General features: G+C 38.0%; 24 protein-coding genes and 2 pseudogenes. 10 read left to right on the top strand and 16 right to left on the bottom strand.

Features of this window, described 5'->3' with window-relative positions; genetic code table 11:
* Positions 1-56 precede the first annotated feature (56 nt).
* From IQ226_RS01040 to IQ226_RS01005, 8 genes and pseudogenes are all read right to left on the bottom strand, one after another.
* Positions 57-857 (bottom strand): DUF6816 family protein, encoded by an 801-nt coding sequence (locus IQ226_RS01040; protein ID WP_193890995.1) that lies wholly within the window; start codon positions 855-857, stop codon positions 57-59.
* Positions 858-933: 76 nt separating this feature from the next.
* Positions 934-1,341: a ChuX/HutX family heme-like substrate-binding protein gene (locus IQ226_RS01035; RefSeq protein WP_193890992.1), complete on the bottom strand. Its 408-nt coding sequence runs from the start codon at positions 1,339-1,341 to the stop codon at positions 934-936.
* 100 nt (positions 1,342-1,441) lie between these two features.
* A complete protein-coding gene (locus IQ226_RS01030; protein ID WP_053540860.1) occupies positions 1,442-2,395 on the bottom strand; it encodes a PhoH family protein in 954 nt (317 codons plus the stop codon).
* A 367-nt stretch (positions 2,396-2,762) separates the two neighbouring features.
* The gene (locus IQ226_RS01025) at positions 2,763-3,149 is read right to left on the bottom strand and encodes a KH domain-containing protein (RefSeq protein WP_053541388.1); all 387 of its coding nucleotides are present in this window, start codon (positions 3,147-3,149) and stop codon (positions 2,763-2,765) included.
* A 7-nt stretch (positions 3,150-3,156) separates the two neighbouring features.
* Positions 3,157-3,417, bottom strand: coding sequence for a 30S ribosomal protein S16 (rpsP, locus tag IQ226_RS01020; RefSeq protein WP_027403099.1), 261 nt, complete (start codon positions 3,415-3,417; stop codon positions 3,157-3,159).
* 467 nt (positions 3,418-3,884) lie between these two features.
* A pseudogene (locus tag IQ226_RS01015) lies at positions 3,885-4,625 on the bottom strand (Uma2 family endonuclease).
* A 172-nt stretch (positions 4,626-4,797) separates the two neighbouring features.
* Positions 4,798-5,088 (bottom strand): annotated as a pseudogene (locus IQ226_RS01010) (signal recognition particle protein); the annotation flags it as partial.
* Between the two features lie 18 nt (positions 5,089-5,106).
* Complete coding sequence (locus IQ226_RS01005; protein ID WP_193890989.1) at positions 5,107-8,193, bottom strand: PatA/PatG family cyanobactin maturation protease; 3,087 nt, start codon at positions 8,191-8,193, stop codon at positions 5,107-5,109.
* A 68-nt stretch (positions 8,194-8,261) separates the two neighbouring features.
* Between IQ226_RS01005 and IQ226_RS01000 the strand changes: the two genes are divergently transcribed.
* On the top strand, positions 8,262-8,678 hold the full coding sequence (locus IQ226_RS01000; protein ID WP_168465422.1) for a XisH family protein: 417 nt from the start codon (positions 8,262-8,264) through the stop codon (positions 8,676-8,678).
* Positions 8,666-9,001 carry a XisI protein gene (locus tag IQ226_RS00995; RefSeq protein WP_193890986.1) on the top strand — a complete coding sequence of 112 codons (336 nt, stop codon included), beginning with the start codon at positions 8,666-8,668 and terminating at the stop codon, positions 8,999-9,001. Before IQ226_RS01000 ends, IQ226_RS00995 begins: the two co-directional genes overlap by 13 nt.
* Positions 9,002-9,249: 248 nt before the next feature.
* Here the strand turns inward: IQ226_RS00995 and IQ226_RS00990 are convergent, their stop codons facing one another.
* From IQ226_RS00990 to IQ226_RS00980, 3 genes are all read right to left on the bottom strand, one after another.
* Positions 9,250-9,645 carry a hypothetical protein gene (locus IQ226_RS00990; RefSeq protein WP_039200150.1) on the bottom strand — a complete coding sequence of 132 codons (396 nt, stop codon included), beginning with the start codon at positions 9,643-9,645 and terminating at the stop codon, positions 9,250-9,252.
* 253 nt (positions 9,646-9,898) lie between these two features.
* Positions 9,899-10,108 carry a type II toxin-antitoxin system HicB family antitoxin gene (locus tag IQ226_RS00985; protein WP_168465420.1) on the bottom strand — a complete coding sequence of 70 codons (210 nt, stop codon included), beginning with the start codon at positions 10,106-10,108 and terminating at the stop codon, positions 9,899-9,901.
* A 144-nt stretch (positions 10,109-10,252) separates the two neighbouring features.
* A complete protein-coding gene (locus IQ226_RS00980; protein WP_228039181.1) occupies positions 10,253-10,519 on the bottom strand; it encodes a DUF5838 family protein in 267 nt (88 codons plus the stop codon).
* Between the two features lie 33 nt (positions 10,520-10,552).
* Between IQ226_RS00980 and IQ226_RS00975 the strand changes: the two genes are divergently transcribed.
* Positions 10,553-11,314 (top strand): transposase, encoded by a 762-nt coding sequence (locus IQ226_RS00975; RefSeq protein WP_193890983.1) that lies wholly within the window; start codon positions 10,553-10,555, stop codon positions 11,312-11,314.
* A 33-nt stretch (positions 11,315-11,347) separates the two neighbouring features.
* On the opposite strand, the gene IQ226_RS00970 is transcribed toward IQ226_RS00975, so the two are convergent.
* On the bottom strand, positions 11,348-11,503 hold the full coding sequence (locus IQ226_RS00970) for an anacyclamide/piricyclamide family prenylated cyclic peptide (RefSeq protein ID WP_193890980.1): 156 nt from the start codon (positions 11,501-11,503) through the stop codon (positions 11,348-11,350).
* A gap of 76 nt (positions 11,504-11,579) precedes the next feature.
* Between IQ226_RS00970 and IQ226_RS00965 the strand changes: the two genes are divergently transcribed.
* Positions 11,580-11,717, top strand: a complete 138-nt coding sequence (locus IQ226_RS00965; RefSeq protein ID WP_193890977.1) for a hypothetical protein — start codon at positions 11,580-11,582, stop codon at positions 11,715-11,717.
* 317 nt (positions 11,718-12,034) lie between these two features.
* Here the strand turns inward: IQ226_RS00965 and IQ226_RS25805 are convergent, their stop codons facing one another.
* Positions 12,035-12,178 (bottom strand): anacyclamide/piricyclamide family prenylated cyclic peptide, encoded by a 144-nt coding sequence (locus tag IQ226_RS25805; protein WP_193890975.1) that lies wholly within the window; start codon positions 12,176-12,178, stop codon positions 12,035-12,037.
* Between IQ226_RS25805 and IQ226_RS00955 the strand changes: the two genes are divergently transcribed.
* The 4 genes from IQ226_RS00955 (at position 12,123) to IQ226_RS00940 (ending at position 16,260) form a co-directional block, all read left to right on the top strand.
* Positions 12,123-12,392, top strand: coding sequence for a hypothetical protein (locus tag IQ226_RS00955; protein WP_193891350.1), 270 nt, complete (start codon positions 12,123-12,125; stop codon positions 12,390-12,392). The two genes, IQ226_RS25805 and IQ226_RS00955, sit on opposite strands and share 56 nt — an antisense overlap.
* A 477-nt stretch (positions 12,393-12,869) precedes the next feature.
* Complete coding sequence (locus IQ226_RS00950; protein ID WP_193890972.1) at positions 12,870-14,846, top strand: PatA/PatG family cyanobactin maturation protease; 1,977 nt, start codon at positions 12,870-12,872, stop codon at positions 14,844-14,846.
* A gap of 231 nt (positions 14,847-15,077) precedes the next feature.
* The gene (locus IQ226_RS00945) at positions 15,078-15,290 is read left to right on the top strand and encodes a cyanobactin biosynthesis system PatB/AcyB/McaB family protein (protein WP_193890969.1); all 213 of its coding nucleotides are present in this window, start codon (positions 15,078-15,080) and stop codon (positions 15,288-15,290) included.
* 40 nt (positions 15,291-15,330) lie between these two features.
* Complete coding sequence (locus IQ226_RS00940) at positions 15,331-16,260, top strand: LamG-like jellyroll fold domain-containing protein (RefSeq protein WP_193890967.1); 930 nt, start codon at positions 15,331-15,333, stop codon at positions 16,258-16,260.
* A 58-nt stretch (positions 16,261-16,318) separates the two neighbouring features.
* Here IQ226_RS00940 and ffh read toward each other — a convergent pair whose 3' ends face one another.
* Entirely contained in the window at positions 16,319-17,767 is a 1,449-nt protein-coding gene (gene ffh, locus IQ226_RS00935) for a signal recognition particle protein (protein ID WP_193890965.1), read from the bottom strand.
* A gap of 688 nt (positions 17,768-18,455) precedes the next feature.
* On the opposite strand from ffh, the gene IQ226_RS00930 reads away from it, so the two are divergent.
* On the top strand, positions 18,456-21,704 hold the full coding sequence (locus IQ226_RS00930) for a type ISP restriction/modification enzyme (protein ID WP_193890962.1): 3,249 nt from the start codon (positions 18,456-18,458) through the stop codon (positions 21,702-21,704).
* Positions 21,705-21,844: 140 nt separating this feature from the next.
* Here IQ226_RS00930 and IQ226_RS00925 read toward each other — a convergent pair whose 3' ends face one another.
* Positions 21,845-21,988 carry a hypothetical protein gene (locus tag IQ226_RS00925; RefSeq protein WP_193890959.1) on the bottom strand — a complete coding sequence of 48 codons (144 nt, stop codon included), beginning with the start codon at positions 21,986-21,988 and terminating at the stop codon, positions 21,845-21,847.
* Between the two features lie 197 nt (positions 21,989-22,185).
* On the opposite strand from IQ226_RS00925, the gene IQ226_RS00920 reads away from it, so the two are divergent.
* Positions 22,186-22,716 carry a pentapeptide repeat-containing protein gene (locus IQ226_RS00920; RefSeq protein WP_193890956.1) on the top strand — a complete coding sequence of 177 codons (531 nt, stop codon included), beginning with the start codon at positions 22,186-22,188 and terminating at the stop codon, positions 22,714-22,716.
* Positions 22,717-22,748: 32 nt separating this feature from the next.
* Here the strand turns inward: IQ226_RS00920 and IQ226_RS00915 are convergent.
* Positions 22,749-23,029: transposase (locus IQ226_RS00915; protein ID WP_193890953.1), on the bottom strand; the 281-nt coding region annotated here is incomplete at its 5' end.

Raw genomic sequence — 23,029 nt, 5'->3', positions numbered from 1 at the left:
ATTTTTTGATAACGTCTAAATCCTTTACTCCCAGCCAGTTTCCGAGGTTTACGCCATTAGTTCGTGCCATTTACCAGGTTCAGCTTGGGGGGGACAAATTCTAGGCGATACCGATATAATGCCACTGGTCGAGAACCTGCGGTAAAATAATCGGGATCTTGGGGTGAAAGGTAGACGGCGGTTACTTGATCTGCGGTAATGGCTGGAGAGGGTGTGGAGAGTTTTTGATAGGCTGTGGTTGATTCTACAGTATTCAAATATGGACGAGAACTGCCTTTAAATAATTGTTGGAAAACTTCTGTGGTGATGAATTGATTATCGGCTGTTGTTTCGGTGGCGCGATCGCTGATAATGGATATTAATTGGCGTTCACCCCGCAAAAATGTAATTTGCCGATTGGGAGATTGAGGATCTACTTTGGATGATAATACAGCCTCATCGCCTAAATAGGCTCTGGATAAATTTAAACTATTAAATTCTCTGTCAGCGACTAATATTGATGGTTGCTTTGAAAAGTTACCAAAAATTTTAAACCCAGAATTAGTTGGTTTAACTTTAATGAATTTCACTAAAAAACTAATTGGTTGATTTAATTGACTGCGATTACCTTCAAAGCCTGGTGTGACTATATCCGGTGCTAAAGGTACGGCTAAATCTACTAATGTGCTGGTAACTTTCCAAGTCCCAGCTATCCAGTCAGGGTAAACTAAATCTCCTTTGGCTGGTTTGACCGATGTTAATTTTTCCCATTGGGGGAATTTGGCTAAATGTTCTGCTAATTCTCCAGCTTGTGCCTCGTTATTTCCTAAGAATAATAAAAGCATTAAGCAAAAACTAACAATTATTTTCATCAACATATTCAATAATTAAAATTTAAATTTATTTAAAGATCCCCGACTTCTTTGAAAAGTCGGGGATCTGAAGCTTACGAAATTACAAGGCTTCTAGGGCTAAAGGTTGCCAAATTTCGCCATATTTTCCCTTTAAAAGTTGCCAAGCTTCTACTTGTCCTGGTTCGTATTCTCCGGGTTTACCCCATTGTAAAAAGAGGCTTAATGCAGGTTTTTCTTCTGCATCTAAAAACCGAATTGCATAGGTTGTAAAATTTCCTCTTTTGGCTTCACCTGTTTCAAATTTCACTTTTTGAATCATATCCATATTCAAATGAAATTCAAAGCCTTCGGTGTGCATATTCGCATATTTACCTTTTGGTAATTCGGCGTAAAATAGTTTTTCTATTTTTCCTCTAGCTTCTAAAACAGCGGCGCTACTGGTGACAATTAAGCGCAAAGTTCCCAAGGTTTCACAAGCTTCCAAAAATTCTTTCAATGTTGTACTCATATGTGTTGATTTTTTAGTTGTTAGTGTTCAATTTCAGATTTATAGCGTTTTTTTGGATGTAATACAATCCAGAAGGCAAGAGGGCGCAGACCCTGCGCCCCTACGTTTCGTATTTTTCATAGGCAGCAACAATCCGCTGTACTAAAGGATGACGAACAACGTCTTTTTGAGAAAATTCGCAAATGGCGATTCCTTCTACATTTCTGAGAATCTGTAAGGCTACATCTAAACCTGATTTTTGATGGGGTGGTAAATCGGTTTGGGTGATGTCACCTGTGATTACCATGCGGGAGTTAAAACCCAATCGGGTTAAAACCATTTTCATTTGCGCTGGTGTGGTATTTTGGGCTTCGTCAACGATGATAAAGGCGTTATTTAATGTCCGTCCTCGCATATAAGCTAGTGGTGCGACTTCGATGATTTCCCGTTCGATTAGGTTGGGGACTTTTTCGGGGTCTATGAATTCATTTATGGCATCATACAGGGGACGTAAATAGGGGTTGACTTTTTGCTGTAGGTCTCCTGGTAAAAAGCCGAGTTTTTCTCCTGCTTCGACTGCGGGACGGGTTAAAATCAGTCGTTCAAATTGATTGCTGAGTAGGGCTTGGACTGCCATAACTACAGCGAGATAGGTTTTCCCTGTTCCCGCAGGACCAATACAAAAGGTTAAATCACGTCTACGAAGTGCGTCTATATATTGGCGTTGGTGAAAGGTTTTGGCGCGAATTTCAAAACCCCGGCGAGTTTTGGCGAGGATATCCCGTTGTAGGTCTTGGAGTTGGTCTTCTGTATTTGTATCGAGGGCTTGACGGGCTGTGAGAATATCGGCGCTAGAGATATTATTACCTTTACTCCACAAATTTTCGAGCGATCGCACTAATCGCTTTGCTAATTCTACTTGTTTAGGTGTTCCCGAAATTAATAATTCTTGTCCCCGTAGAACTAAGTTAGCCCCTGTTTGTTGTGATAAAAACTTGATATTTGCCTCACCATAACCAGCTAGAGCGATCGCACTGGACATACTAGGCAGTTGAATTATGGAATCATCTGCCATATTATTGCTGAATTGGGTAAAAGGTGGTTTTTAACAAAATTAATATTTTCCTATTAAATGTAAATTGAAAATTCTATAATTTTCTGTCAATTAAGGCTTATTAAATAAAACTAAAACTCGAACAATTTATCAGCAGGTTCTACATTCTTCTTTCTTATTTTCTTTCTTCCTCCTGACTCCTGACTCCTGACTCCTGACTCCTCTTAAAATATTGGAAAATAGGCTGACAACATTTGTTAATTCTTGGCTGGTAAATCCGCAGTGAACACGGAAATATTCGCCAAGACTTGACAATTTTGTTGTCCCCTTTCTCCATCTTTCCCAGAAAATAATCTGTAATCAACCATTTAAACTGACCAGTTATGATCTAGCGTAAACGTGGTTTAACAACAGGTTTGGGAATATTGCTCTCTCTTTCTTTCGACTTGGGTGGTAGTATCCGCTCTTCCTGGTCTTCATCAAAAGACATACTATCTCGACTGTGGGAACTGCCGCCGTAAATATCCAGGTATACTGATTGCCCAGCTAGTTCTGCTGCTGCGGAAATTACAGTGCGAATTGCCTGGATATTTCGTCCCCCCCGACCAAACACTTTTTCTTTATCTATGCTGTTAAAAGCAATGCGAACCCAAGCCCGCTTGAGGGTTTGAGACATTTCACAATCAACGCTTAAAGATTCTGGAGATTCTAAAAACGGTTGCACAAGAAACTTCACCAGCCCCACATAATTGGGATTGGTTGTTAGGGATTTAATCTCAAGACTATGATGCGGCTGTTGCACTGACCTGTTCAAAAACGTTAGCTTTTACGAGGATACGACGAACTGTATCGGTAGGTTGAGCGCCTTGTTGCAGTCGCTTAACAATACCAGGAATATCTAATTTTACTTCATCAGTTCTGGGGTTATAAAATCCTAGTTCTTCTAGGGGGCGACCGTCACGACGGGCAAGATTGTTAATAGCAACAATCCGGTAACTTGCTTCGCGCTTTTTGCCAAATCTTTTTAAACGCAATTTGATCATGTTGACAACTGTTTCTCCTGTTCCTAGTGAGTGAGTTTGTAACTGATTGATAGGGAAGTGATGGGGATATTATACCCGCCTTCACAACTTCCAACACTGAAATGCTAATTTTAGCACTTTCTAGCCGTGAATGGCTATTAGTTTAGTTGTCAGTTGGAAAGATATTCTCTTCATTCCCTGTTCCCGTCGTTTCGGGATAAAACAGTTGTAGTACCTCAATCTTTCCTCCATTACCTGCACTAACTCATTATAAACAATTTTGATAAATTATTGATCAGAGCATAGACTACGTGCTTATTTCCGCACAGACCAAGAGCGAACTTGACCTAAAATCACAGGAATTCTGTCACTAACATCAATAGTAAACAAAAACACCTTTTTAGACGGTCCTAAAGCTCAGTTAATGTCTTCATAGAAGAGTCGCGCTCGTTGCCCACACTCACCTGAAAGGGAGTGTGTGGAGTATGTCACAGATTATTGATATCAATACCTTTAGCTGCTAATTTTGCTAATAGGTCTTGATAATTTTTGTATTCTTGTTCAGCACGTTGTTTTTCTTGTTCAGCACGTTTTTGTTCCTAGTCGGCACGTTGTTGTTCCTGGTCGGCACGTTGTTGTTCTTGTTCGACACGTTGATTTAATTCCACAGATGTGAGAAACTTAGCGCCATGAGGATAATAAATTTCTAAGTTATCTGCTGTGAGTTTAAAACGTATGTCTAAACGCGGGCTGACCCAATTATTAATATCCTCAATTGCCTCTAAACATTCTTGTTCAAGAATAAATCCTGTTAATTCAATTGTGTCTGGATTGTATATATAATACTCTTCTACCCCATAACGCTGATAAAAGAGGATTTTTTTGGTCATTTCTTTGGTGCTATTTCCCGGAGATAGGATTTCAAATACCACTTGGGGAGGAATATTATTTTCTTGCCATTGTTTATAAGAACCTCTATCACCTTTGGGTCTTCCAAACACTACCATGACATCAGGTGCTTGTCGGGTTTTTACACTTCCTTCTACAGGATACCAAAGTAAATCACCAGCTATAAATACATCATTGTTTGGGGCGAATAATATTTCTAAATTTTCCTTAATTTTAACAATCCATTCATATTGTTTAGTATTATCAGACATAGGGTTGCCATCACTATCAGGGTAGATGATTTCTGGTTTGATTTCTGGTGGTATAAGTTGCTGTACCATATCTGAATCTCCATTTTACCAAAGGTAAATAAAGTTTTGAACACAAGCAGTGGCACTGATGAATATATTAACAATTATAGTGATTTGCGATAGACCCTGAACAAACACCATAATTATTGCATTTGGCAAATCCCGAATTTATGGAAGAAATCCGGGATTTTGTGCTTAAATTCTAAAGAGTCCCAAAACCTTTTTTCTTTTTCTCTTTCTTTTTCTTCGCTGGTGGTGCGCCACCGGGGTAGCCACGCCAGCCGGCTGAGGGGCGATTACCACCTGCGGCTAAGGGATTACCACCACCAAACATTCCTGGCATACCGGGGATGCCACCTTGTCCCATTTGCTGCATGAGCGATCGCATTTTCTGGAAATCTGCCACCAGTTTACTCACATCCGCTTCTCTGTACCCAGAACCAGAAGCTATGCGGCGACGGCGACTGGGAGAACTCGATAATAAATCTGGATCAGAGTATAGACTACGTGCTTATTTCCGCACAGACCAAGAGCGGACATGACCTAAAGTCACAGGAATTCTGTCACTAACATCAATGGTAAACAAAAACACCTTTTTAGCCCTGCTTCCATTTTCTGGGTCAAAAAACTTTAATTTCACATCCCAACAATCACTATTAATTCTGCAAAAAGGACTTTTTTCTACTTCAATACTATCAAGCTGCATCCCTGTAGAAATAGCTTGAGAAAAACTAGAAGCGGCTTGAAAAGCATTAGTTACAGAAAAATTTAACGCTCGATCTTTTGCCAATTGTCCTAAATTTTGCAAATCATAGTATACTCGACTTAAGAAACTACTCAAAGCCTTTCTCATAGCTATTTCTTGGGCTGGTGCAGTTTCTCCCGTAATTACAGTTTGCAAAGCTGCATCTACTAAACTGTTGACTTTCCAGCCATACATTCCCCTAGTATTAGTTAGACTAATTACAGGCACAACTTGACCAGAAAATAACTCCACAGTTCTATCTGTTAACCTTGCAGGTATACTTACCCGTTCCACAAAATCATCACTGTTTTCTGGTTGAATTTGTCCCTCTAACATTAAAATGAGAGTTTCATAGATATCTGCGGCAAAACCGCTCACAGGTTCTAAAGCATAAATAGGAGTTAGTTCTTGGTTGAGAGTCCAAATTAAAGGTTTAGCTTCGGCGGGATTTTCTGATAGATAATTCACCATTTGCCGGCTATCATAGGGATTAGCAGGAATAATTGCCCCGTCCATATTCACTGCTGGCATTAATTGTTTAAAGGTGTCCCTTCTGGCTTCATTACCAAAATCATAACCAATTGTTCCTAAAGCATATACCAATTTAGAAGCGGCACTAGGGGTAATGCCTTTTGTGGTGTGAGATAGATTTTCTATGACTAAATCTGAAGAAATCAAAGTTAAAGGAGTAGAAGCACTTACTGCTGAATTAAGGATTTTTTCAGATTCCTTAACCGGGAATGTACTTGTATTTACTTGCTGAATTGCTTGGAATTTTGATAATAAAATTCCTGCTGTAGCTGGTCTTTTTTCTAGGTCAAGGGAAACTGTAGTTGCAATCAGTTTTTTAACTGTAGCAGGGGCATTTAGTTTTTGTAATGCTTCAATAATATCCTCATAATTTAATATTGCTATATCTGTTAAACAGTCAAGAATAAGGACACCAAAGCTAAAGTTATCTATGCTATAGCTAAATATACCTTCAGATATTTCAGGAGGAGTGTAATTAACTCTTCTAATTTGATTGAAAGGATTAGAAATGGAAAATTCTTCATTTAGCTTTTTTGCCACGCCAAAATCAGCAATCTTAACCTGACCCTCACTATTTATCAAAATATTACTTGGGTGAATATCGTAGTGAATATAATGATGGTAATGACAAAAAGCTAAACCTTCAAGTATAGGTAATCCTATATGATTGTAGAAATAATTCCAATCTATGAAAGGGAGTTCTTCTAAATGTTTTTCTAAAGTTTTCTCCATCCATTCAAAAACGTGAAATTCATAATCTGTATCCCGATCAATACCACTATCTAGCAAGGTAATAATTCTCGGATGCTGTAATTCACTCAGAGCTTGTTTTTCATGACGGATTGATTCAGTCTGTACCTTCTTAAAATCTTGCAAATTTTGTAAATTTATCCAAATAAAATCATTCCGATTAATTTCTTGGCAATTTTGTTGAAGCTCAAAGAGCTTTACAGCAACTTGATCGTAAGAATTATACAAATCAATAGCAGGATAAACACTAGAGAAAGAGCCATGAAATGCTTCTGATGCTAAAGCATATCTTTCATTAAGAATACGGTTTTGGAATATCAATTCTGTTGTGACAGGGCTGATATTTTTTGGAGGAGTTATTTCTGGATATGTTTCTCGTTCCCAGTCTCCGGCTGGGAATGCTGTCTCTAAGGCTCTGCCTGAAGATATAGTGAGAGGCAGAGCCTCTAATGTCGCATTCCCAGGTAGAACCTGGGAACGAGAGATACGAGAGATTCTTACTCCCCTCTCCTCGTAGGAGAGGGGTTGGGGGTGAGGTTCTAACGTTTCTCCCGTCAATAACTCAAACGCTCCAGGAATATTCAACTTACCTAATAAACAGCGTTCAGGTTCTTCCACTTCTTCGGGGTTACAGGGAATAGCACTATTTAAAATCGCTTCCCGCACTGCTTCGGCGTTAGGTTGTTCTCCTCGTTGCAATTGCAGACTCATTAATAAGGCAGAAATACCTGTGACAATAGGTGCAGCGCAACTAGTCCCTTTTTCTTTGATAGGTTCTTCTGTTCCCGGTTGCGCGCCTAAAATGTTTTCACCGTTAGCCATTACGCCTTTATGTTGATATTCTCCGCCATAATTACTAAATTTAAACGGTTGGCCATCATCTCGCATTGCACCCACTGTAATCACACCAGGAAGAATAGAGGGAATACACCAACATTCACCTTTATCATTACCACCTGGGGCAACAATTAACATATTATTATCTTGGCATTGTTTGACCGCACGGGCAAATAAATCTGGTGCTACTCCGGTTTGGGTGGGGTGACAAGCAGCAATATGAATCAGATTTGCTCCCCATTTCAAAGCCGTATTAATAGCATGAGTAAGGTTGACGGGGGAAATAAAATCATCACCTGCGAAGGAAATGGGAATATTTAATGCTGTACATAAAGGGGCAATACCAGGGGCGGGTGTGCCGTGTTGCCCTAAGATAGTGCTAGAAATGTGAGTAGCATGACTGGATAATTCAATGCGTTGTCTAATAGCTGGAGGGAAAGGTGCAAAAAATGCCTCTTGTTCTTTTTTTGATTCTTCTTTATCGTGGTCGGGGTCGTCTTTTTTGTCTTTTTGTTCTTTGTTAAAATCTAAAGATAAATTGAGATAATAATAGTATTCTTCGTTGAGTTCAATATCTTCTGACCAGTAGGGTTTAAATTGACTAAATTTTGCCCCTTGAAAACAACTGCGTTCTAAATCAGCAGCACCATCAAGGATAGCAATTTTAATGCGAGGGTCGCCTTTTGTGCGTGTCCAAATTTGGGAGATTCCGGGGATGTCGGTAAGGTTAGGCATGGTTTTGATTGTGTTGTTGTAATTGATGTTATAATTGTGGGTGAAAAGTCTAATTTTTTATAAAGTTAATGCCAGCTAAAGATATTTTTCATGATGCTGTTAGGATAGGGTTAGAAAAAGAAGGTTGGGTGATTACAGATGATCCTCTTGAAATTGAAATCGGTGGTGTTGAAATGTACATTGATTTGGGTGCAGATCAGATTTTGGCAGCCGAGAGAGAGGAAAATAAGATAGCAGTTGAGATTAAGAGTTTTGTAGGATCATCCAATATTTCTCAATTTCATACAGCAGTTGGCCAATGTTTCAATTATCAGATTGCTCTTGAAGCAAAAGAACCAGAAAGAATTTTGTATTTGGCTGTTCCTTTAGGTACTTATCGAAGTTTTTTTACTTTACCATTCATTCAAATGGTGCTGCAACGTTCTCAACTGAAAATTATCGTTTATGATCCAGTAAATGAGGTGATTGTAACATGGATAAATTAGAACAATATCGCGGTTATATCCAACAATTGTTAACGGAATATGCTCAACCAAGTTCGGCAAATTCTGAAATTGAAAAACAATTTATTTCTGATTTGGTTCATGACCATTATCAATTGGTGTATGTTGGGTGGAAAAACAGAAGGCGTACTTACGGTTGTGTTTTGCATTTGGATATTAAAGATCAGAAAATTTGGATACAACATGATGGAACTGAAATTGGTATAGCAGATGAGTTAGTTAAATTAGGAGTGCCAAAATCAGATATTATTTTAGCATTTCATGAACCTTTAGTGAGACAATATACAGATTTTGCTGTTGGTTGATTTTCACGCTTTTGATGTTATATTAATAATTTTCTTTGTCAGAATCAGGTGGTTATCGAGCGAAGTCGAGATAATATCCAGGATTTCAGGATTTACAGGATGTTACCCAACATTTCGGTGATTTTGTGATTTAATTTTGTTGGGTTGCGCTGTCGCTTAACTACATCTACTGTATTCATCCTGTTCATCCTTTAATCCTGGATATCCTGATTCAGACACTTTTTGGCGTATGGTTTCAGATAGAGAACTCATGGCGATAAAGGAGTTTTTATTCCCCGTTTGACAGCTTCGGCTAAACCTTCAGATTTTCTTAATTGTCCCATTTGATAAAGGGACATTAAAATTAATAATTCATAACGTTCTCCTGCTGTTAAACCGGTATTTTTTCCTTTAGCTTGTAGTTCTCCCAAGCGTTGATTTTGCACTACATCCATTTTTAAATTAGCTAATTCTAGAACTTCCTCATCGGAAATATCAGGAATGCTTGAATTAATGCTCATTTCTGAGAGATTATCTAAGGTAGGTAATACTATTTCTAGGGTGTCAAGTAAAACGTCTGATATCTCTCGCGCTGTTGCTTCTCCAAGACGCTGGATAGAAGCAGCTAAACTTTCGGGTAAGTTAATAGTTATGGGAATTGTCATAGAAAATACGATGGTTGATTACAATTCTAGTTTAGATGATGTTTGGGATGAATTTCTTTGTTATTTTTTTGTCTGAATCAGGATGTTCAGGATTTCAGGATTTACAGGATGTCATTTAAATTCTGTAGGTTGGGTTGACGGATGTTACCCAACATTTTGGTGATTTTGTGATTTAATGTTGTTGGGTTGCGCTGTCGCTTAACCCAACCTACATCTAACCTATAGATATCATTATTGTCAGATTATGTCTTTTTTAAGCTATATTTTGTAATATTTGGGGTTGGGGTATAGGCTTACCGATTTGATTATAGCCATACAGCAAATCTTCTAACACTTCCTTAGCATTTTCTAGAGCTTCTTCATAGCTTTCTCCGTGGGTTTTAGCATATTTTCCCCACTCAGGTAAAAAAGCAATATAAGCTTGATCTTCTTGGGACCATTGAATTAAAATACTATATTTCATAGTTCATCTCCTTTTTCTAATTGTTCAAGTTCTTTGATACTTTCTATTATATCTTTTAAATTCTGTAGGTTGGGTTGACGGATGTTACCCAACATTTTGGTGATTTTGTGATTTGATTTTGTTGGGTTGCCAATTGCTGAGAGATTAGTTGAAGGATTTATAATAGTAAAGTCTAACATTTTCGATTCTTGTTTTTTCTAACTCTTTTTGGACAGTACCTACCCACATATTAGGTAAAATATCCTGATTTTGATAAAAACTGTGAACTCGTTGGGCTGCATCGTTGAGTTTGAAATAATTAGCTAAATCTTGCTTATTTTTAAGATTATAATAGAGAACTGGATTAGGATTGCGAATAAACTGTAGTTTTTGTTCTTGAAATCTGTCTTTTTGGGTTACATTAGCTATCATAAACGGCTGGTTTTTATATTGTTGTTAAAAGATATGCCTAGAAAATCTCGAAATTTAAAGTCTGGATATTCTTACCACATTACCATCCGTTGCAATAACCGTGAATTTAAGCTATCACGGCGTGAATGTCGGGAAGTGTTTCTTTATGCGATAAAAAAGGCTTTGGATAAATACAATTTCCAGCTTTATGCTTTGTGCATTATGTCAAATCATGTTCATTATTTGATTGCACCTAAACAGCCAGAAGAGTTACCCAAAATTATGCACTTCCTGAATTGGTACACGGCGATGTGTTTCAATCGGATGTTAAGAAGAACGGGACACTTTTGGGAGAAACGATATTACTGTGATGGGTTTCCTTCTTCAGACAAAGAAAGAGCATTAAATACTTTACGCTACATTCACGCTAATCCTAAAGCTGCCAAAATGCGCCAGAGTTTTTTCTATGACTTCAGCAATTATGGCAGTTATGAACGCTTAACCGATGATTGTTTAACTCAATGGCATCCGGCTTTTCTGCGGCTAGGAAACAGCTTAGAAGAATGTGCCAGAAAGTATAAAGGCTTCTGCCAAAAGTATAAACCCAAGGAGAAGACCCCGACCAGATGCTACTGGGGTAGTAAGCTGTTGGCTGGGGTTCATCTCACAAATCAGGGTTCAACCACTAACCCTAAAAAATCTCAGTCCGTTCCACCTCCCCCGTGCCAGGTATCCGAAACCCCCGAAGTGACAGAGGTTGTCCGTCAATTCATCGCTGCGAACCGTGCGCCAAGGGATGTAGAAATAGACTTTTGACCTTTTTTGAGGTGAGTGGTAGAATGAGGTGACTTACTCTGCGTCGTCGCCCGCAAAAGGAATGTAACCACCATATATCACTACCTGTAAGCTCTGGGCTTCCACTTGACCGCTTTGATCCTTGGCAGTGGAGATGATTTCGCGTTCTACGGGAGCAACTTGTTGGGGGCGGATGTTTTTCTTAGTCATGGTGTGTTTTCCTTTTTGTTTGTTCGTTTAACTTCTTCCTGATGAAGAAGACTGGTTTGGTGAAGGCGTTAAATTGGTGTTGAAGGGTAATTTAACGAGTTGTGATTCACCAGAAGCTTTTTTAGGTGATAGTGTGGAAAGTGTCAAAGCGATCGCTCTAAAATTACCACATATCTTGATGAGAGCGACCTATAATTACCGCGTATCCTCATAAAAGCGATCGCTCTAAAACTACCACATATCTTGATAAGAGCGACCTACAATTACCGCATATCCTCATAAAAGCGATCGCTCTAAAACTACCACTCATAAGAGCGACCTACAATTACCGCATATCCTCATAAAAGCGATCGCTCTAAAACTACCACTCATAAGAGCGATCGCTGCCGTTTCTCACCTCCCCCGTGCCAGGTATCGGAAACCCCTGAACTGACAGAGGTTGTACGTCAATTCATCGAGGCGAACCGTGCGCCAAGGGATACAGAAACAGACTTTTGATATTTTTTGAGGTGAGTGGTAAAATGGGGTGACTTACTCCGCGTCGTCGCCCGCAAAAGGAATCCTATGACCCGGGCGATTCTGGGCTGTAACCTGACCGCTTTGATCCTTGGCAGTAGAGATGGTTTCGCGTTCTACGGGGGCAACTTGTTGGGGGCGGATGTTCTTCTTAGTCATGGTGTGTTTTCCTTTTTGTTTGTTCGTTTTACTTCTTCCTTATGAAGAAGACTGGTTTGGTGAAGGCGTTAAATTGGTGTTGAAGGGTAATTTAACGAGTTGTGATTCACCAGAAGCTTTTTTAGGTGATAGTGTGGAAAGTGTCAAAGCGATCGCTCTAAAATTACCACATATCTTGATAAGAGCGACCTACAATTACCGCATATCCTCATAAAAGCGATCGCTCTAAAATTACCACATATCTTGATGAGAAAGCTTTATATAAAACCTCTCTCCAAACCTTTCTCCTACAAGGAGAGAGGCTTTAAACTCTTTACTTCCTGTTCCCTCTCCTCTTAGGAGAGGGTTAGGGAGAGGTAGAGTTTTAGTATTAACTAATGTGAATTTTTCAGAATAATCAATGCAACTACTTACCATGAGATGATGAAAAGTGCAATTACTAATCAGTAGGCTAAGTGAAGCTACCCTGATTCTGATAGTACAGCCAATTATGATTCAACGCAAGACCTTATTAATAATTTTTTGACATAAGAAAAAATTATATCCGTTAAAATATGTAAATTGAGTTGACATTTCAGCCGAATAATATAACAATTACTTTTGTGTTCTAGAAGCACAATCGTAATAAAAATGCCATAAAATAGATGTTTATGGCGAAAAAAGTTATTTAAGCAAATAATTAACAAATTAAATGCCAAAATCCTCAATTAAAACGGAAATACAGGAATTATGGAACTTGACACAGGGTGATTCACAAATATGTGTAGCTATACTCGACGGATTGGTTGATCAATCTCATAATTGCTTTAATGCAGCAAATTTAACAAGATTGCCAACACTTATTCAGGGAGAAGCGACAGCTAATGGATCTATGTCTGGACATGGAACTCATGTAGCAAGCATCATATTTGGTCAACATAATTCCTCAGAATTACGGGGAATTGCTCCCCAATGTCGAGGGTTAATCGTCCCTATTTTTGGTGATAATAATAGGAAACTTTCTCAACTAGATTTAGCTCGCGCCATAGAACAAGCCGTTAATGCTGGAGCGCATATTATCAATGTCAGTGCTGGACAACTCACCGATAATGGTGAAGCAGAAGGCTGGTTAGATAGGGCTGTGCAACTATGTAAAGATCACAATGTTTTAATTGTGGCTGCTGCTGGTAACGATGGTTGCGAATGTTTGCACGTTCCCGCCTCTTTACCCACCGTATTAGCAGTAGGGGCAATGAATGACCAAGGTAAACCCATAGACTTTAGTAACTGGGGGGAAAAATATCAAAACCAAGGCATTCTTGCACCGGGAGAACACATTTTAGGGGCAAAACCGGGGGGAGGGACACAAAAACTCAGTGGTACTAGCTTTGCTACTCCCATTGTTTCCGGTGTCGCTGCTTTACTCCTAAGTCTGCAAGTTCAGCGTGGTGAAACACCCGACCCCGCTAAGGTGAGAGCGGTTTTATTAGAAACTGCTATACCTTGCACAGATAAGGATACAGACGATATTAGTCGCTGTTTATTAGGTAAATTAAATATTTCTGGTGCATTGGCATATTTTACAGGAGGAACAATGTCCGAAGAATTAGATACAGTAGAAACTGTTGACAGTATTGAAGCTGCTGGTTGCGGTTGTGCAGAGATTACAAATAGTGCTGAACCAGAACCCAACCCGGAAGAATTTATACCCCCTGAATTTTTCCCAGTAGTTCCTGCTGTGACAACTTCCGCACCTTTAACAAATTCATCCAATTCTCAATCTACTATCATGTCAAATCGTACATCTAATTACATTACTGCTAGTCAAGCACCCAGCGACCTCGCTGAAGTTAACTTAGTGTATGCTTTAGGTACACTGGGTTATGATTTTGGTTCAGAAGCCAGAAGAGACTCTTTTAAACAATTAATGCCAGGGGTAGCCATAGACGGAACAGCAATTCCCGCTAATCCCTATGATGCGCGGCAGATGGTAGATTATTTAGGAGATAATCTTTCGGAAGCTAAATCTTTAATTTGGACTTTAAATTTAGAATTAACTCCTATCTATGCAATAGAACCAGGTGGTGCTTTTGCCAGAGATGTCTATGCTATTTTACAACAATTATTATCGGGACAAATTCAAGCAGAAGACAGCGAGAATTATGTAGAGAGAGTCAGTATTCCCGGTATTTTATCGGGACGCAGTGTGAAACTATTTTCTGGTCAGGTTGTGCCAGTAATTGAAGTTCCCAACACTCGCGGACTGTATGGCTGGAAAGTGAATACTTTAGTTCAGGCTGCTATTGAGACAGTGCAAGCACAGGCTTCAGAAGCCCAAGAAGAGTCTATTCGTCGGACTTTGGGTAGTTTCCTCAGCCGTATTTATTATGATTTACGGAATTTAGGCACAACTTCCCAAGATAGGGCGTTGAATTTTGCCTCTACGAATGCTTTTCAAGCGGCTTCTACCTTTGCGGAAGCTGTGGCTACAGGTATGGAGTTGGATAGTATTACTGTAGAGAAAAGTCCTTTCTGTCGTTTAGATAGCGATTGTTGGGATGTAAAATTGAAGTTCTTTGACCCTGAAAATAGTCGTCGGGCGAAGAAGCTATTCCGGTTTACAATTGATGTGAGTGATATTATTCCTGTTACTTTGGGCGAAGTCCGTTCTTGGTCTACTCCTTATTAATAGTGGTAGGTTGGGTTAAGCAACAGCGCAACCCAATAAAGTCTTTTATCTCGTTATCTCGTTCCCAGTCTCTGACTGGGAATGCGACTACAGAGGCTCTGACTCTGCTTTAATAGAAGGCAGAGCCTTCTAGAATTCATTCCCATACGGAGTATGGGAACGAGAAAATCATGTTGAGTTTTTTAATGTTGGGTAACATACGTCAACCCAACCTACAATCTAAAATTGATTATGAGATTACCCAAACTTTCCCCTCCGGTAAAAAGACCAGATATTATTTATCCTCATCGGTCTGTTGATGTCATTCATGGTAGAGTCGAGGACTTAGTTAGCATTCGCATGGACTTATTACATGGTGCTAATTATAATGACCCCGCTGCATTTCAAAATCGTAGTTATCAGCAAATTAAATCTTCTTGTAGCTATGGTTGTCATAATTTTTAGTTAGCTCAAAATTTGTGTAACGCTATTGTTGGTTCTTAGTATGATAGAGCAACTAAATTCATTGCAATCTGTTCTGGCATTCAATGGCAAAGATAATTATGTTAGTTTAGGCAAGAAGCTGGAGTTTAAGATTGAGAAAGAAATTACTTTAGAAGCTTGGGTTTATTGTCAAAAACAACGACGACGGACTGGAATTATTTCTAATGTTTTTGATACTGGAGTAAGTGAAAGTGGATATGGTCTTCTTCTAGATGGCAAAAGCGGCGTGTTTTTTGCTTTGAAAACTTTATCTAAGAACATTCAATATTTTGGTAATAAACCTGAATCTTTAAAGTTAAACCAATGGCATCATGTTGCTGCTACTTATGATGGTCAACAGATGAAATTGTATTTAGATGGGGTAGCAATAGCCGTCAAATCATGTTCTGATTCTGGTATTGATTATGAACCGGAAAATGATTTATTAATTGGGACTTACAAAGATAATAATGAAACTTATCCATTTTTTGGCAAACTTGCGGAAGTTCGTCTTTGGAAAGTAGCCCGTATCCCGTCGGAAATTCAACAGAATATGCACCAATCTTTGGTAGGTAATGAGTTAGGACTGGTTGGTTATTGGCCTTTGAATGAAGGTCATAGCAATATAGCTTATGATAAAACCAGCAATGCCAATCATGGAATAATTAATGGTGCTAATTGGGAACAATCTCCAGTTCCTATTGTTCAGGTAAAATCTAATTTTGAATTAGGAGTTATCAATACTATGGCTAAAAAAAATCCACCTACCGCTAACTCAAGTCCCACAGAACCAAGAACTTCTCCAACTCCAGAAAAAGCAGCAGAAATTGAACGTAAATTGTTATCTACTGGCTTGGAAGATTATGGTTTTTGGTCACAGGAAATGGCTAGACAAAAAGCCCAACAAACTGAACCTGATGAACCTTTCCGGCGTGGTCGGATTTGGTGTTAGTTTGTGCAGTTCTCAGATCCCCGACTTCTTTGAGAAGTCGGGGATCTAATTTTTTAAACTAAAGAGTCCCAAAGCCTTTTTTCTTTTTCTCTTTCTTTTTCTTCGCTGGTGGTGTGCCGCCGGGATAGCCACGCCAGCCTTGTGCAGGGCGGTTTCCTCCTGCTGCTAAGGGATTACCACCGCCAAACATTCCTGGCATACCGGGAATGCCACCTTGTCCCATTTGCTGCATGAGCGATCGCATTTTTTGGAAGTCTGCTACCAGTTTGCTTACATCCGCTTCTCTGTAACCAGAACCAGAAGCAATTCGACGGCGGCGACTGGGAGAACTCGATAATAAATCTGGGTCACGGCGTTCTTTACCCGTCATGGAATTGATCATGGCTTCACAGCGTTTTAACTGGGTTTCTCCATGCTTCAATTGATCCTCAGAAAGTTTGTTCATCCCTGGAATCATTTTGATGATACCACCTAATGACCCCATATTCTTCAACAACCGCATTTGCTTGAGAAAGTCAGTAAAATCAAATTTCGCTGACAGGATTTTCTCCTGCATTTGCTCCGCATCTGCCAAATCTATCTCTTCTTGGGCTTTTTCTACTAGGGTGAGAACATCCCCCATGCCCAAAATCCGCGAAGCCATGCGTTCTGGGTAGAATGGTTGTAGCGCCTCGACTTTTTCACCCACACCGACAAATTTAATCGGCGCACCGGAAATTTGCCGCACTGACAACGCCGCACCTCCCCGGCTATCCCCATCCATTTTGGTCAGGATTGCCCCAGTAATACCGATTTGATCATGGAAGGTGCGAGTGAGGTTTGCTGCCTCTTGCCCGGTCATTGCGTCCACAACCAACAGGGTTTCATCGGGCTGGACTGTTTCTTTGATGCGGGCTAATTCCGCCATCATATCTTCGTCAATTTGCAAGCGTCCGGCAGTATCAATAATTACTGTATTTATGCCTTCCGCTCTGGCACGTTCCACACCTTGACGGGCAATTTCTACGGGGTTTGCTTCAATTCCCAGTTCAAATACTGGGACATCAATTTGCTTACCAAGGGTAATTAACTGGTCAATAGCTGCGGGACGATATATATCTGTAGCCACTAGCAGACAACTACGGTCTTGTTTTCGTAAATGCAAAGCTAATTTAGCGGTGGCTGTGGTTTTCCCTGTACCTTGTAAACCAGCCATTAACACAACGGTGGTTTTACCTGTAACTTCCGCCAGGGGAACATTTTCTTCCCCCATCACCTGCACTAATTCATCATAAACAATTTTGATGAATTGTTGGTCAGGACGCACGCCGGCGATAACTTCAGCCCCCTGGGCTTTGGCTTCGACTTCGCTAATAAAATCTTTGACCACCTGGAGATTGACATCTGCTTCCAACAAAGCCCGACGCACTTCCCGCAAAGCGTCTTGTATATTGGATTGGGAGATTTTATCCTGTCCTCGCAGTTTTTTCCAGGCGGACTCTAAACGGTCAGATAGTGCATCAAACATAATTCAGTTACAACGTAGTTAGTCTGTTGGGAATATTTACTCAGTTTTTAAGGATCTTCTTTACTAGCTTATCTGAGTCTAGCAACTGATGGATCTGGTAAACCGTAATTTTGAAGGTGTTTTAGTTGGTAATAGGTCTTTTCTTACGTAGTAGGAAAGGAAAAACGAACCACAGAGGACACAGAGAAAACGGAGAAAGGAGATTTAACAGGGATTTTTGGGTAAGTTTGACAAATAGGAGTTACCCACAAGTTACGAAAGAATGAACCACGTTCGTGAAGCGTGCCGAAGGCATAGGCACGAAGGACACGAAGATAAAGAGAGTTTTAGAGGTATTTTGCCTAAGGGACTTCCAATTAAAAAAATACCCAAAAATTTCTTGTGGTGCAGGCATCTTGCCTGCTAATCATCAAGGACAGGCAGGATGCCCATCCCACAAAATTGGGTAATTTATTTTTTGGTGTTTCCTAAGTTCTGGTTTATATAAAAGTGGTAAATCCCAAATTATAGATCCCCGACTTCTTTAAGAAGTCGGGGATCTGTCCATGAATGATCGCTATGGCTGCATTCTTACCTAAAATCTATAATTGTAATTTTTTACTAAGATTAATAAAATTTTATTTTTATCAATGCGAAATGAACAAATATATGCTATTCTGAACGCTCAATAATCTAAAAAATAACAACTATGTTTAACTTTAATAACTACATCCAAAACCTACAAATAAATATTAAACATGGTGGAGAACGCAGTCACTATTCCAGTTTACAAAGTTTAATAGAAAGTTTAGAAATTGGCATTAGTACCATAGTAGAAGAAAAGGGCAATCAAGCAGGAATACCCGATTTAACTATTAGAAAAAATGAGCGCGTTGTGGGATATATAGAAGCTAAAGATATTAATATCAACATTACTAAATTAGACAAACAAAATGAACAGCAAATTAAACGTTATTTAGAATCAAATATAGGTTATAACTTCATCTTAACTAATTACTTACAATTCCGTTGGTATGTAGATGGAGAATGTGAAAAAACTGCTGAATTAGCTACTTTAGAACAAGGAGAAATTACTCTAGTTGATGATTTAAAACCTATTACAGAATTATTACAATCATTTCTGAACCAAAAAGCCAAAGATATTAATAATTATTATGATTTGGCTAGAGAAATGGCTGCTTATACTAAAACTATTAGAAATGCCATTGAATTATCTTTAGTCATAGAAGATTCTACCGAAGAATTAAATTGCCTAAAAGAAAGCTTTAAGAAATTACTATTGTTAGATATAGATAATGATAAATTTGCCGATATGTACGCCCAAACTATTGCTTATGGGTTATTTACTGCAAAAATTGGTCATACAGAAAACCCTGAAGAATTTGCATTTAATCGCACTACAGCTAGTATTTATATTAGTGATAGAATCCCTTTTTTAAAAGGTTTATTTGATTTAGTTTTAGGAACTGGTAGCGTTAGTAAAATTCACAAATCTATTGAGAATTTAATTGAGTTATTCAACAGAATAGATATGACCAATATTTTAGAAAATTTTGGTCGAGAAACGCGCACAGAAGATCCAGTAATTCACTTTTATGAAACATTTTTAGCGGCTTATCAAGCATCATTAAGAAAAAGTCGCGGAGTTTATTATACTCCTGAACCTGTGGTTAAATTTATTGTGCGTGCTGTGAATGATATTTTAGTAGATAGAACAATTTTTGATTTAGAATATGGTTTAGGAAATAGAAGAGTAACAATTCTTGATCCCGCAACAGGAACAGGAACATTTTTATATGCAGTTATTCAACAAATTCGTGATAATTTTGCTAAATATGATGTTCGTAGTTGGGAAAATTTATTAAGAGATACGGAACTTTTAAATCGTCTTTTTGGTTTTGAGTTATTAATGACTCCTTATACCATAGCACATTTAAAAATAGGTGTATTACTGGGATATTTAAAATATAAATTTGCACCAAATGAAAGATTAAAAATATATTTAACTAATGCGTTGGAAGAAGGCATAAAACAAGGTGATTTAATCTCTGGTATTACCCAAATTATTGCCGAAGAATCAAGTCAAGCAGCAAAAGTAAAAACAGAAATTCCCATCACTGTGGTATTAGGAAATCCTCCCTATTCTGTCAGTTCTCAAAATGCTAGTAAACGGAAAAGAATCTTAAATCAAGATGAAAAATATTTAGCAGATGTGGAATATACTGGTTCAGTGTGGAATAGAATTTATAAAACTGGTAAAGTAGGTAAAACTATTACAGAATTAACTCATATTGGGGAACTATTAGAATTATATAAAGGTAGGGTAAGATTAGAAGGTGAGAAAAATATTCAACCTTTGGATGATGATTATATTAAATTTATTAGATTTGCTCAATATCAAATAGAAAATAATAGTCACAATGCGGGTATTATTGGTTTTATTACTAATCATTCCTATCTTAATGGGTTAGTTCATCGGGGAATGAGAGAAGAATTATTAAAGTATTTTGACACTTTATATATTATGGATTTACATGGTAATTCTTTATTAAAGGAAACTACTCCAGATGGAAATATCGATCAAAATGTTTTTGATATTCAACAAGGTGTATCTATTTTAATTGCTGTGCGAGAGAAAAGTAACCCTGATTATGGTTCTACTGCTTATAAATCCAGAGATGGTATTAAGGAAATGGCTAAGGTGTTATATTATGATTTATGGGGAAATCGTGAGGATAAATATAATTTTTTAGAGTCTGCAAGTTTAGATAATGTTGATTGGATAGAGGTAAAACCTACTGAACCTAATTACTTTTTTGCACCGAAAAATCTTGATTATGAAGATGAATATAAAAGAGAGTTAAGTATTACTGATATCTTCCCAATTTATGCTGCGGGAGTGAAAACTAGAAGAGATAATGTATGTGTTGAATATGATAGACAAGAATTAATAAATCGTTTTCAGGATATTGCAATAGATACTAACTTAGAAGAATTGAAACAAAAGTACAATATCAAAGATACAGAATATTGGACTTTAGAAAAAGCTAAATTAAATATCAAAGAAAATGAAATTAAATCAAATATATTGTTGTATGCTTATCGGCCATTTGACAATCGCTGGGTTTATTATAATCCTAAGATTATTGAAAGAGGAGATAGTCGTAAAGAATTAATGACACATTTATTAAAAGGTAATAATATTGCTTTACTTTCTTGTCGTCAACAAGTTGAACCAGGTTTTCATCATATATTTTGTTCGGAAATTTTAACAGAACATTGTACTATTTCATTGAAAAGTAGGGAAGCAACTTATGTTTTCCCTCTCTACACTTATCCAAATACAGAAAATCAACAAACTAACCTTTTTATAGAAAAAACTCCTAATTTATCCCCAAAATTCTTAGAAGCTATCGAAGAAAAACTGGGTAAAATACCAACTCCAGAACAAATATTTTACTATGCTTATGCAATATTTCACAGTCCCATTTATCGCACTAGATACGCTGAATTTCTGAAAATAGATTTCCCACGTCTTCCCTTAACCAGTAACGAAAAACTATTTAACGAATTAGCTATTAAAGGAGAAGAATTAGTTAATTTACATTTAATGAAATCGGATATATTCAATAATTTAATTACAACCTATCAACAAATAGGAGATAATCAAGTTACCGAAGTTACTTATAATTCAGAATTGCAAAGGGTTTATATTAATAAACAGAGTTATTTTCCAGATATTCCCCCACATATCTGGGAATTTAAGATTGGTGGATATCAGGTATTAGATAAATGGCTAAAAGACAGAAAAAACGCCAAGCGAGAATTATCTACAGAGGAAATTAACCATTATCAAAAAATTGTCATTGCTTTAACAGAAACTTTACAACTAATGCAGGAAATTGACATAATTATTCCTGGGTTTCCCATAGAGTGATGAGGTTTATCTCGTTCCCAGTCAGAGACTAGGAATGTCATCAATGTGCTGAGATAGAATTAGGAGATAAAACGTCACTCACTAAAATGTTAGTATCAAGTTTCAAAGCCAATTAAGCGCGGACCAAAAGGGATAGAATTTTATGATGCAGATGGTAATCCTTGGGATGTAAAAACACCAACTTCTCCTTCTCCTGGTGAGTCATGGAAGTTTGATTCAAAAGATGCTGTTACCGCAATTAAAAAGGAATTGCGAGATAAGACCCAGTTACTTTCTGATGGCACTAAAACACCCCCGGGTACTTTCCTAAACGGAAATACTGGTCAGCCTGTACCCAGAAAAGTTATTCTTGATAGCTCATACATGAATCCGGCTGACCATCAAGCATTATGGCAACGACTTAATCAAGAATTGACACCGGATGAGCTTAATCGTATTGTTGAGATTGTAAATCGTCCTTAGCATAAAGGTACATAAGATAATGTTAGAACTTATAGAATTAACTGAAACACCTGATCATCAGTCTCTACAGAATAAAATTAATAACCATGTTCGTTATCTAGAATCCTACGGAGATGAAGGAGAATTTGCCGATTTGTCTAACCTAAAAATAGAAAATTTTGATTTTAGTAATTGTAAATTGTCTGGAATTCATGCACATAATAGTGTGTTTATAAAATGCCGCTTTTACCAGTGCGACTTGTATGGTTCTGTGTTCAAAGATTCTGTGTTTATGAACATAGATTTTGAACAAGCCAATCTGGGAAAAACTGAGTTTTATAGAATTAAAAATGAGGATGTCAGATTTGATAACGCCAATCTTGGTAGTGCTGAATTTTATGATTGTCAACTCAATGGCACAAGCTTTAAAAATGCAAATTTGGGTGGTTCATCTTTTGATGAATGTAATCTAACAAATGTAGTTTTTGAAGGGGCAATTCTTGAAAATGCTTCCTTGAACGGAAATATTGAGAAAAATACAAATTGGTCAAATATTAAGCTTATCAGTTAGAGGATGTTTGAAAAGTTTTGAGGAGTCAAAATTTATGCCAATCGCCTGATCATGATACGGATCATAGCTAGATAGATAAAAGTCTCTGATGTTTCAGGTAGTAACTCGTAGTCTCTGACTAATCGACGACAACCCATCAGCCAGCCAAAAGTACGTTCCACAACCCATCGCTTTTTGAGGACCACGAAACTTTTAGTTTGCTGGGGTCGTAGCACTACCTGAACAATCCAACGGCAAACGTCCATCACCCACATCATAAACGATGGACCATCAAACCCACCGTCAGCCCAAATAGTCGTCAATCGAGAAACCT

Origin of the sequence: Dolichospermum sp. LEGE 00240 (assembly GCF_015207875.1) — a bacterium.
Lineage (GTDB): Bacteria > Cyanobacteriota > Cyanobacteriia > Cyanobacteriales > Nostocaceae > Dolichospermum > Dolichospermum gracile.
The sequence above is the reverse complement of the archived record's forward strand: the minus strand, read 5'-3'. Positions and strand labels throughout refer to the sequence as shown.

Excerpts from the sequence above, each read along its gene's own strand:
- IQ226_RS01040 (WP_193890995.1), bottom strand. The coding sequence starts at position 857 with ATGTTGATGAAAATAATTGTTAGTTTTTGCTTAATGCTTTTATTATTC.
- IQ226_RS01035 (WP_193890992.1), bottom strand. The coding sequence starts at position 1,341 with ATGAGTACAACATTGAAAGAATTTTTGGAAGCTTGTGAAACCTTGGGA.
- IQ226_RS01030 (WP_053540860.1), bottom strand. The coding sequence starts at position 2,395 with ATGGCAGATGATTCCATAATTCAACTGCCTAGTATGTCCAGTGCGATC.
- rpsP (WP_027403099.1), bottom strand. The coding sequence starts at position 3,417 with ATGATCAAATTGCGTTTAAAAAGATTTGGCAAAAAGCGCGAAGCAAGT.
- IQ226_RS01005 (WP_193890989.1), bottom strand. The coding sequence starts at position 8,193 with ATGCCTAACCTTACCGACATCCCCGGAATCTCCCAAATTTGGACACGC.
- IQ226_RS01000 (WP_168465422.1), top strand. The coding sequence starts at position 8,262 with ATGCCAGCTAAAGATATTTTTCATGATGCTGTTAGGATAGGGTTAGAA.
- IQ226_RS00995 (WP_193890986.1), top strand. The coding sequence starts at position 8,666 with ATGGATAAATTAGAACAATATCGCGGTTATATCCAACAATTGTTAACG.
- IQ226_RS00990 (WP_039200150.1), bottom strand. The coding sequence starts at position 9,645 with ATGACAATTCCCATAACTATTAACTTACCCGAAAGTTTAGCTGCTTCT.
- IQ226_RS00985 (WP_168465420.1), bottom strand. The coding sequence starts at position 10,108 with ATGAAATATAGTATTTTAATTCAATGGTCCCAAGAAGATCAAGCTTAT.
- IQ226_RS00980 (WP_228039181.1), bottom strand. The coding sequence starts at position 10,519 with ATGATAGCTAATGTAACCCAAAAAGACAGATTTCAAGAACAAAAACTA.
- IQ226_RS00975 (WP_193890983.1), top strand. The coding sequence starts at position 10,553 with ATGCCTAGAAAATCTCGAAATTTAAAGTCTGGATATTCTTACCACATT.
- IQ226_RS00970 (WP_193890980.1), bottom strand. The coding sequence starts at position 11,503 with ATGACTAAGAAAAACATCCGCCCCCAACAAGTTGCTCCCGTAGAACGC.
- IQ226_RS00955 (WP_193891350.1), top strand. The coding sequence starts at position 12,123 with ATGGTTTCGCGTTCTACGGGGGCAACTTGTTGGGGGCGGATGTTCTTC.
- IQ226_RS25805 (WP_193890975.1), bottom strand. The coding sequence starts at position 12,178 with ATGACTAAGAAGAACATCCGCCCCCAACAAGTTGCCCCCGTAGAACGC.
- IQ226_RS00950 (WP_193890972.1), top strand. The coding sequence starts at position 12,870 with ATGCCAAAATCCTCAATTAAAACGGAAATACAGGAATTATGGAACTTG.
- IQ226_RS00945 (WP_193890969.1), top strand. The coding sequence starts at position 15,078 with ATGAGATTACCCAAACTTTCCCCTCCGGTAAAAAGACCAGATATTATT.
- IQ226_RS00940 (WP_193890967.1), top strand. The coding sequence starts at position 15,331 with ATGATAGAGCAACTAAATTCATTGCAATCTGTTCTGGCATTCAATGGC.
- ffh (WP_193890965.1), bottom strand. The coding sequence starts at position 17,767 with ATGTTTGATGCACTATCTGACCGTTTAGAGTCCGCCTGGAAAAAACTG.
- IQ226_RS00930 (WP_193890962.1), top strand. The coding sequence starts at position 18,456 with ATGTTTAACTTTAATAACTACATCCAAAACCTACAAATAAATATTAAA.
- IQ226_RS00920 (WP_193890956.1), top strand. The coding sequence starts at position 22,186 with ATGTTAGAACTTATAGAATTAACTGAAACACCTGATCATCAGTCTCTA.